Raw genomic sequence first — 10,393 nt, forward strand, 5'->3', positions numbered from 1 at the left:
TTATATCTTTATAAGGTTAATAGCAAAAATTAAGCAAACAGGTTACGCAGCCAATTACCTAGCTTATCCCACCATGACATCGTTTCAGGTGCTGACGTGGGTGGCGTAGAGTCAGCTGTAGCTTTTACTGAGTCGGGCGCTATGGCTGTCGTTGATACGTCGTCTTTACAAACACTTGCGCCGCAGCCTAGCTGGATAAAAAACGTACCGTTGGGTTTGACTGGCAAGTATTTTTCATGAAAATCCATGTAGGTTTTTTCAGGATCGATATCGGTAAAGGCTTGAGGATATAAGGCCTTTGCCATAAACTGAGCCGACGCCAAATCAGACAACGAGCGAGAAGCAGTGTGATAAATGCCATACACACGGTTATTTTTTACCGCCGGTAGATTTGCCCAGCCGTTACGGGTAGTAAAGCCTTTGAGCCGACGTTGGGCTTCATCGGCACTGATATCAATACCCATTGCCATAGCATCGGTCTGTTTCGTACCCACTTCTGTGCCCGAGATGATAATAACATCCGGTTTACTTACCAATAGTTGCTCGGGGTTGATAGGCCCCCAATTTTCGACAAACAGTTTACTAATATTATTACCACCCACAGTATCGGCAATCGCACCCCACATATTTTTGCCAAAGGTAAAACTATGCTCTTTTGGTCCTTTATCACCAAATTCAATATAGATTTTTGGCTTGGCTGACCCTGCGGCTTGAACCCGTTTTTGGATATCGGCAATCCCATCAGCGTACTCTTGCGCGGCTTGGTCAGCGCGCTCCTCTGTCCCTGCAATTTGCCCAAATATTTTGGTACTATTGGTATGATTTGTGATACTTTGGTCATTATAATCGACCACCACCACAGGGATATTTGACGCCTCAAAACGCGGCATTTCGGCTTTTAGCGTATCGTATTGCCACTTTGCCAATATCACCACATCAGGTTTCATTGCCAAGGTTTTTTCAAGCGAGAATGTGCCCCTATCGATATTTCCAATATCGCCAATGCCTTGTAAATTGGCTAGTTTTTGACTATATAATTGCCAGCTACCAGGGTTAAAACTTTCCCAGAACTCTCGGGAAATACCCACCACATGTCCAAAATTTTCAGCGCCCGTTGCCGCAATATAATCCGGATAATAAAACCCCAACACTACCCGTTTGGCCGGCACGTCAACTTTAACGTCACGCCCTAACACATCATGAATCGTCTTTATTTCAGCTTGTGCACTCATCGCGGTCATTAATACTGCTGTCGCAAATGTGGCACGAATAACCGATCTCATCGTTTACTCCAAATAATCCAAAATAGAAAGGGCACGCCCACAAATGAGGTCACAATCCCCACAGGAAATAATGCCCCGGGAATAATGACCTTTGACAACACCGATGAAAATGATAAAAAAGCCGCTCCAGCGAGCATGGTTGCGGGTAAAAAATAGCGTTGGTCTTCTCCCACCAATAGCCGAGCAACATGCGGGGCAACCAAGCCAATAAAGCCAATGACCCCCACAAAACTAATCGCCGTTGCCGTCATCATAGCGACCAAAATTAGCGTTCTAATACGTAATCTTGTTAAATTCACGCCGAGGGCAGCGGCTCTGTCTTCGCCTAGACGTAAAGCGGTTAATTGCCAACCATCTCGCATCAACAAGGTAATGCAAACCGTACTGACCACCGCAACCACAGCAAGATTTGTCCACGTGGCTTTGTTAAGGTTACCAAATAACCAAAATAGAACTTGCTGGGATACTTCAGGGGAGGCGATAAATTGCACCAGCGATAACAGCGATTGAAAAATAAACAACAGGGCAATGCCCACTAGTATCAAAGTAGCGGCGGCGAATTGCTTTAAAGAAGCGAATAAAAACAACACTGCTGAGGCCAGCATGGTCATGACAAATGCCCCAATCGGTACGGCATATTGTATAGGCAAACCAAAACCACCAAACGCAATCACTAACGATGCCCCAAACCCTGCTGCTGCTGCCAACCCCAAGGTATAAGGGCTTGCCATAGGATTATTTAATAAGGTTTGCATTTCAGCACCGCCTGCCCCAAGCGAGGCACCGACCAATAACGCCATCAAGGCAATGGGCAGTCGCAGATCATAAATAATGGTATGGGTGGTACCTTCCACACCCGTTAGCCGTAATAATGCCTCAATCACATCCCTTATAGGTAACATCGAAGGGCCTATCATCACATCCAAAATCAGTCCCACTAAGCACGCTACCGCAAATGCCAACAACACCATACGGCGCTTGTTTTCGATTTTTCGTTGTTCACGAATGATGCTTTCGCTCATTGCTTGGGGCATTTTATAATCCAAATGGTTAGAGCAGTTTTGAACAACCCTATTACGTTCGCTAGAAATTTGAAATGAGGATTATAATCGCAATGAGAAACATTCGCAATTAAATATTGAGTTTTCTAAGTGAAACCAGATTACTTTAAAACTAAAAATTTAAAAAGTAACAGGAATTACATTCAACTTAGGCTGTATAATTTTTAGCAAATTAGGCGTCGTCTAAGGATTAGAACCATTTAGAGTGGTAAGGAATTTTGTCGAGCCTTGAGGTGTTTTAAAACAATAATATAGTTAAAATTCTTAATTTGAGAGGATAAATCAGATTCAGATTAGATTTCTTTGAATGATTTTTAACTACGCTATTTAGAGTCAACATACTGCTACTCCTTATGCACCATAAGGTCTGCAACATACCGAAATTAATATCACTGGTTAAAAAAGCATCTGTTATTATATCGCACTATCAAAAAAACCATTATTTTCCTAATATTTGCGTTTCCAAATAGAAACCACAAAGTTAGCGCGAGCGAGCAAACTACTAACTACCAATTTGATCGCCAAGATAGAAAGTATAAAACTATTGGAACATCTACTCATGAATAAAGAAACAGGCAATCAACGCTATTTTACCGTATGGCGTTGGCATTTTTATGCGGGGACGTTTGTTGCCCCTTTTTTAGTAATTTTAGCTTTTACCGCGCTTGGTATGTTGGTTATGTCTAACACCGTGGGGCGAGATAATGATCGTTTAAGTATTGCTGTTCCAGAATCAGTAATGCAAGCGCCCATTGCTACGCAAGCTAAAAACGCCCTCAATACCCTACCCAATAGTACACTCGTTAAATATATCGCACCTCGTGATACGGATAAGGTAGCTCTGTTTCAAGTGACATCAGAAGACCATGACAATATGGTCGCCGTCAATCCTTACACTGCGGATATCGTCAATAGCATACCCAGTAATAGTAATCTGTATTATACCTTTGACAGTATTCATAGTGATTTACTGTTGGGTAAAGTCGGTGATTATATCCAAGAAACGACCGCCTCTTTAACCATTCTAATGATACTAACCGGTTGGTATTTGTGGTGGCATAAGCGTAAATCTGTCAAAGCAATGTTGATTCCTGATGATGATACCCATCTAAAGAAAAAGCGTTCTTTTTTTCGAACCATTCACGCGACATTAGGCAGTTGGATATCTGTTTTGTTGTTGTTTTTCTGCATTTCAGGAATGGCTTGGGCAGGCATTTGGGGTGAACGCATTGTACAGTCGTGGAGTCAGTTCCCTGCGGGTAAGTGGGGTGTTGCGCCCATGCCACTGTCGATTGATCACAGTCAGCATCATGCTGGTATGAATATGGATAATGCCAATGCCGCGCCGCACGTTCATGGAGCACCAGCAGCCATAGCGCCCACACATGGTAGCGTCTTAAATGCAGGTAAGACCAAAGACGTACCTTGGGTATTAGAATTAACACCGATGCCAGTATCAGGTACGACTATGGGTGAAAATGGTATCGCGCCTAATATACCCATTATGATTGATACTGTAGATCGATTTGCCCGTGAGCTTGGTTTTGTAGGCCGTTATCAGTTGGATCTACCACAAGGGAATACAGGCGTATGGACGATTAGCCAAGACTCGATGAGCTACGATATGAAAAGCCCAACGACTGATCGTACCGTGCATATTGACCGCTATTCCGGTAAGATTTTAGCTGATATACGCTTCGATGATTACAATGCATTTGGCAAATTTATGGCTGCGGGTGCTGCCATACATATGGGTACGCTTGGGTTGTGGAGCGTATTAGCCAATGCCTTATTTTGCCTATCCGTTATTGCTATTTGTGTGAGTGGTTATGTGATGTGGTGGCAACGTCGACCTAGTGCTGAAGAAGTCGCCGGTCTCAAGCCACCAGCGCGCGGCATTAAGAGGTCTATACCAGTCTGGTTTATGATGGTATTACTGGTGGTTGCCATCATTTTTCCAACAGCAATCATCGCCATAATCAGCATATTTTTATTAGATTTTCTGATTATTTCACGGTTTTCTATTTTGCAGAAGCTGTTAAAATAAGCCTTTATTAAAGCTAAAAACCACAACAAATGCTATTAGTTCGAATATAGCATTTGTTGTGGTGCGTTCTATTTAGAATAAGTCGTAATCTTTTTAATTTTCGCTTGTTTTAAAACTACCGTACTACTTTTATAAAGGCTTTACTATACCGAGCACACGGCTGATAGTTTGATGCCTGTATAGCGCACTGATCAGGCTTTATTATAAATAAGCTTTAGCTGATTTTAAATGGTTTATCTAGATAATTCAGATATGCTACCGTATTTACTTTTTGTTATCCAAATATTTTTTAACACTATCGAGTAAGAGAAAGTAAGAATACTATTTAAAAAACATTGGCATGTTCACATAACTTCCACTCATAGTGCTTTAAAAACTTAAAGCGCATTAGCAGCATCATAAGCGGTTTTGGTTGCATACGAGATATCAGCCACTTTGTCACAGTCTCCAACTTCGATAACCTCAATACCATTAGCAATGAATTCTGCGGTATCAAACCCCACTGAACGCGCACCACTAGCAATGACTACATAGTCGTAGGGGATTTGCACGATATCTCTATTCTTAATTTCACAATGTACTTCATTCTCAGTAATGGCCGTGACCTTGTGTTCCATATACGTCTCAACATCGAATTGCTCATAGTTCTCCAGCATTGTAGGTACAATCGTCACACTTATATCGTTAGTAATACTATCCGACATCTCGACTATCGACACTTTACAGCCAAGCTCAGCGAGATATTCAGCAGTCTCGCAACCGACGACCCCGCCACCGATGATAACGACACGACCAGAGACTGTTTGTGAGCCTTCCAGCACTTTCCATGCATCTTTGACATTCACATTCTCTATGCCTGAAATGGCTGGAATAAAGCTGTTCGCACCAACCGCTACAATCACCGCATCAGGCTCTAACGCTGATATGCTTTTTACAGTTGCTATTTCATTTAGACGTAAATTCACACCCTCAGATTTTACCGCGTGTATTAAGTCATCTGTAAGGCGTTGCAGCTCAATTTTACGCGGTGGTACATCAGCTATATTTAACTGACCACCAAGCTTATTCTCTTTTTCAAACAACGTCACATGATGACCTTTTACTGCAGCGACACGAGCGGCTTCAAGTCCAGCAGGGCCACCACCGACAACGACTACCTTTTTCTTAATCTTGGCAGGGGTGATAATTCTAGTCTCTTCATAGCCGTTCTCCGGGTTAACCGTACAAATCATAAAAGATCGATTCATAACTGCATCAACGCAGACATTACAACTGATACAACGACGAATATCTTTATGCTTGCCAGCCGCTGCTTTATTTGGCCAGTCAGGGTCAGCCAATAGGGGACGACCTATGCCAATCATATCAACCTTATCTGTTTCCAGCATTGCTTCAGCCATCTCAGGATCAATAATACGCCCCGAAGTGCTTACAGGAATAGTGACCACTTGCTTAACTGATTGTGCGATGTCTGCAAAAAAACAATAGTGCTGTACTCCCATTGGCGGGATAGTGTCGGCTAAGTTGACCGTATGATTGGCTTGACCGACATGAATCATGTCTACACCAGCACCTTCAAGCCACTGCGCAAATTGCGGTGCATCAATCTCATCAACACCGCCTTTACCACGCGTAGGCGTGACGACTGACAGTTTATAATCGATAACCATAGTTGGCACAGCTTTCTTCAATGCTTGTACTAACAGTAAGGCAAAACGTGTACGGTTTTTAAGAGAGCCACCAAATTTATCAGTACGGGTATTGAGCTGAGTGCTACATAGAGCACCTACTAACCTATCACCATGGACTTGTATGACATCAATCCCTGCTTGTTGCGCACGTTTGGCACACGCACACATTTTATCAATGATCACCATCAAGCTATCTTCGCTTACTTCATTGACGAAGTGCTGCATATCATAATCTAATCGCTCCCGAACCTTATTCTGTTCGCCATTAGCGAACATTTTGTTAATGGCCTCAACATCGTATTCAGGATGAAATACCTGTATGCCAATTTTCGCACCATAACTATGTACGCTATCGGCAATCTGTCGAAAACCATCAATTTGGCTGTCGTCAAATAGTTTAGGGGTTTGCGCAAAGCTAGGTATCGGAGCAACATCACCGAGCACAATGTAACCTACGCCCCCTTGCGCTAAACGGCGATAAAAAGATAGGCTTTGTGAGCTGATGCTACCGTCCTTTGCTTCATAGCCTGTGGTAAGCGGTGGCAGCATTAGGCGGTTTTTAAAAGTCACTCCACCAATAGTGATAGGTTGTAGTATTTTCATAATATGGCTTCTATAGCAGTAGTTTTATAGTGGTTAATACGTTAATACTAAGGTCTGTCGAACATTAAATCATGGCACTGACAGTGACAATTCGCAGATAAAAATTGTAAATTCAGTCATTCTAAGCGTCTATTTCTAGCAATGAAGTAGCAAAAAGTAGTCCTGTTCCTGTTGTTGTAATGAGGGCTGATGCTAAAATCGCTCTATTCGTTGTAAAAATCTAACCGAAGCAATGAGCGTTACCTGCAATTTTCACTTAGCTAGAGCTATTTTAGCTATCAGCAGTGCTCATTTGTGAATATTCAACAGACTCTAACAATTTTACCTATTCTCTTAATATTGTAAACATGAACGAAGAATACTTTGTTCGACCAGCTCGAAGGAAGATGATAATCAAAGGATATTCGTTTCAGCATATTCATACCCAATCTCATTTGAACTTTCGTTTAACTATCTAATAGGGTATATCCTATATCAAAAAATAAGAGTATCTCATATGCTTAATTAAAACTTATATTTATGTATTTTTTATTTAATGAGTATATAAATTTATGATTCAAGGTGTAGAAATCTATATAATCAAAAATTATAAGATCACATCTTGGGATGGTTTTCATGGAAGATATCAATAACAAATTGATAAATATAGGTGAATACGGTCAAGCCTTAGACGGTTACAAAGACGTTTTGAATCAGACTATTTTGCAGATTGCTCCTGAATCTTTGCAACCGTTGTTAGGCAATGTTTTACCTTCGTATTGGCAGGAATGGTTATTGCCTTTGGTTGGCGTGCCATTTTTTCTACTATTTTTGGCTGAATGGTTCTATCAGTCTAAGCGTGGGAACGGTGATTCATTTAGCTTAAAAAGAACCATTACTAATTTTAGCTTGGGCGGTTCTTATTTAACGTTTGAGTTGATTGTACAAGCGTTAATCGTATTACCAATCTGTCTATGGCTATATCAATACCGTCTTTTCACGATTGAAGTGAACTGGTTAACGGTTATCCCCATATTCATTGCTGTTGAATTCAGCTATTACTGGTTCCATCGTGCTTCACACAGGGTCAACTGGTTCTGGTCAGCGCATGTATTGCATCATTCAGATGATAAGATGAATTTATCTACTGCTATGAGACAGAGTTTATTGTATTCAGTCACTGGTTGGTGGTTGTTCTTTGTACCGCTTATGATGCTCGGTGTTCATCCTGTTTGGGTGTTTTTCTTCTATGCACTCGATCTGATCTATCAATTCTTTATCCATACTGAAACGGTCGGTAAATTTCCTAAATGGGTAGAGTATATTTTTGATACCCCTTCTAACCATCGTGCTCATCATGGCGCTAATGATGAGTATATTGACCAAAACTATGGTGGCGTTATCATAATCTTTGATCGTTGGTTCGGTACTTACGTGGAAGAGGATACCGTTAATAATCCAGTTAAGTATGGCGCAGTGGGTGAAGCGAGTCATGACAATATTTTCAAGCTAATATTTGATGTTTTCTATCGCATGTGGCAACGATTTTTCCGCGCTAAAGGTATTAAGAATAAGTTAAAGGTTTTGTTTAGCCCGCCTAGCGCAGCTTGAGTTTTATTGGCATAGCAGAAAGTCGAATAAGAGAAATCTTAAGGATTGAGATTTCTCTTATTTAAGAAATGTTGCTGCTGATCTACGTTCTCACATCTATAAATGCTAATTTGGAAGATTTTAATTAGACAGCTTGATGCCTGTATAGCGCACCGATCATAGATATAGTCAGTGAAAAGTAATATCGATACATCACGCGCTGCTGATATCAATTTTTCTTGCTTGTTGTACCTGCGCAGACGGAGGCTACAAAAAATTGATATCAGCAATACTGAACCGCCCCGACTATATCGGAGAGTGTTTTACTTGAGTCAGGCAGAATTCCTCCACCTCTATAGGTGGTGAATAGTTCATACATTTATGTTCATATTGCCGATAGAACCTATAGTTATAAATAACTCAAACATAATTATTAGCTAATATTGCTGCGACTAAATATAAATATTATGCAGAAAGCGACTGCAATATCGCCTGAGTTTGGCGTTCAAGCTCTATAATGGCTTCTTTGTTTAGAGCATCTGCATGCGGTTGTCCGAACTCCCCTCTCGCGTCACCATGTACGCCATCTTTAATATCATTATCGAAATATTTACCGCTATCGTTAGCGAACTCATCCGAGATGGCAAGTTCAGCTAGAATATTTGCCCCTTTATCCGCTGATGACCAATATTCTCCATAAGCCTCATCGACCATTTTTGTATTCAGTAGCGAGCCTGGATTGACAGCGATTACATTGATGTCATCTGCCGCGACTTTATCGGCTAAATCCATACTCCACATCGTGAGTGCTAGCTTACTTTGAGCATAGGCGTCTTTATCATCGAGACGCTCTTGTCCTACGAATGCCTTATAGGATACAGGATCTTGGGCTGCTGAGCTTAGATTTACGATACGAGCTTTGCTAGACTTTTTGAGTAAAGGTAAAAGGGCGTTGGTTAACTCGCGAGGCGCTAAGCAATTAACCACGAAGCGTACGTCCAATCCATCCTTAGTCGTTGGCGATGTGGTAGTATTAATCCCTGCGTTATTAATAAGTACATCCAGCTTTGGTAATTTTTCATTTACTTCTGCAGCCATTTTACGTACTGCATTTAAATCTGAAAAATCAGCCACAAACCCATTAATATTATCTACTGCTGCGCCTGTAGCTACTGCTTTGACTTCTGCAATGACAATGGTAAGTTTGTCGGCATTTCTGCCATGCACATACACTTGATGCCCAGCTTCTGCCAATTTTAGAGCGGCAAGTTTACCAATACCATCAGTACTGCCCGTAATTAAAATAGTCTTAGTCATGAGTCGTCCTTACTATTTAAGTTATTATTTAAGTTTTGAATGCGCGTTCTATTTTATCTATCGTAATGCCGCCCATTGTAATGAAAGTGTTGTTATTCCATCAGTGGCTTACGCTTAAAATGCTTTATTCTATAATAAGTAACTTTTTGATAACTGGTGATGCCACGGTTATACCTATAATTGTCACAATACTGCCAAGTAAACCACCCCGGGATTGTCAGACACCCAACACTTTAAGAGAATACGACAATGAAAAGACAAATTTATACTCCTGTGCTTAAAGAACGCGCCGTTCGCATTTTAATTGAAGTCTTAAGTGACTATCGCTCCACATGGTGAGTTATTCAAGCCATAGCGTCAAAGGTTGGCTGTACGCCTGAAACCCTGGCATAAAAAGCACATAGTCCTGCAGTTGTAAAAGCTCAAAGCCAAGAGCAACGTATTAAAGAGCTTGAACGCGAATGCAGAGAGCTCAGACAAGCCAATGAAATCATCAGGAAGGCTGCCGCTTTTTTCACCCAAGCGGAGCTCGACCACTAATTAAAAAAATGGTTCAATTTATCGACGATAAAAAATTTTTTTATGAGGTCGAGCTGCTCTGTCGAGTAATAACGATTGCCCCATCAACTTGAAGATATATTAATTTTCCTTTAAAAGAACGGAGGAATTTTATTTTTAAGGATTCTATTTTTTTATATTAATTATTTATTAATAGTACCAATATCTAGAACTATTAATAAAAAAATAATTTAATGAATTATAATTAAGCAATACAAAAGGCATGTTGTTGAATGAATATGATTGATATGCATACGTCTTAGT

The 10,393-nt window shown here is 40.9% G+C and carries 6 protein-coding genes and 1 other annotated feature; of the genes, 2 read left to right on the forward strand and 4 right to left on the reverse strand.

From position 1 onward, the window contains the following. Positions 1–29: 29 nt before the first annotated feature. Both JMW39_RS10840 and JMW39_RS10845 read right to left on the reverse strand, forming a co-directional pair. Positions 30–1,283 carry an ABC transporter substrate-binding protein gene (locus JMW39_RS10840; protein WP_201546472.1) on the reverse strand — a complete coding sequence of 418 codons (1,254 nt, stop codon included), beginning with the start codon at positions 1,281–1,283 and terminating at the stop codon, positions 30–32. Next, positions 1,280–2,317, reverse strand: coding sequence for a FecCD family ABC transporter permease (locus tag JMW39_RS10845; protein WP_201546473.1), 1,038 nt, complete (start codon positions 2,315–2,317; stop codon positions 1,280–1,282). The genes JMW39_RS10840 and JMW39_RS10845 overlap by 4 nt, the downstream gene beginning before the upstream one ends. Before the next feature lie 586 nt (positions 2,318–2,903). On the opposite strand from JMW39_RS10845, the gene JMW39_RS10850 reads away from it, so the two are divergent. Further along, on the forward strand, positions 2,904–4,391 hold the full coding sequence (locus tag JMW39_RS10850; RefSeq protein WP_201546474.1) for a PepSY-associated TM helix domain-containing protein: 1,488 nt from the start codon (positions 2,904–2,906) through the stop codon (positions 4,389–4,391). A 377-nt stretch (positions 4,392–4,768) separates the two neighbouring features. On the opposite strand, the gene bilR is transcribed toward JMW39_RS10850, so the two are convergent. Then, entirely contained in the window at positions 4,769–6,685 is a 1,917-nt protein-coding gene (gene bilR / locus JMW39_RS10855) for a bilirubin reductase, long form (protein WP_201546475.1), read from the reverse strand. Between the two features lie 615 nt (positions 6,686–7,300). Here bilR and JMW39_RS10860 point away from each other — a divergent pair. Next, the gene (locus JMW39_RS10860) at positions 7,301–8,275 is read left to right on the forward strand and encodes a sterol desaturase family protein (protein WP_201546476.1); all 975 of its coding nucleotides are present in this window, start codon (positions 7,301–7,303) and stop codon (positions 8,273–8,275) included. Positions 8,276–8,719: 444 nt separating this feature from the next. Here JMW39_RS10860 and JMW39_RS10865 read toward each other — a convergent pair whose 3' ends face one another. Continuing rightward, the gene (locus JMW39_RS10865; protein WP_201546477.1) at positions 8,720–9,571 is read right to left on the reverse strand and encodes an SDR family NAD(P)-dependent oxidoreductase; all 852 of its coding nucleotides are present in this window, start codon (positions 9,569–9,571) and stop codon (positions 8,720–8,722) included. Between the two features lie 506 nt (positions 9,572–10,077). Next, positions 10,078–10,194 (forward strand) — a sequence feature (AL1L pseudoknot). Positions 10,195–10,393 lie beyond the last annotated feature (199 nt).

The sequence above is a fragment of the Psychrobacter immobilis genome, from assembly GCF_904846175.1.
In the GTDB taxonomy this organism is placed as follows: domain Bacteria; phylum Pseudomonadota; class Gammaproteobacteria; order Pseudomonadales; family Moraxellaceae; genus Psychrobacter; species Psychrobacter immobilis_E.

Excerpts from the sequence above, each read along its gene's own strand:
- JMW39_RS10840 (WP_201546472.1), bottom strand. The coding sequence starts at position 1,283 with ATGAGATCGGTTATTCGTGCCACATTTGCGACAGCAGTATTAATGACC.
- JMW39_RS10845 (WP_201546473.1), bottom strand. The coding sequence starts at position 2,317 with ATGCCCCAAGCAATGAGCGAAAGCATCATTCGTGAACAACGAAAAATC.
- JMW39_RS10850 (WP_201546474.1), top strand. The coding sequence starts at position 2,904 with ATGAATAAAGAAACAGGCAATCAACGCTATTTTACCGTATGGCGTTGG.
- bilR (WP_201546475.1), bottom strand. The coding sequence starts at position 6,685 with ATGAAAATACTACAACCTATCACTATTGGTGGAGTGACTTTTAAAAAC.
- JMW39_RS10860 (WP_201546476.1), top strand. The coding sequence starts at position 7,301 with ATGGAAGATATCAATAACAAATTGATAAATATAGGTGAATACGGTCAA.
- JMW39_RS10865 (WP_201546477.1), bottom strand. The coding sequence starts at position 9,571 with ATGACTAAGACTATTTTAATTACGGGCAGTACTGATGGTATTGGTAAA.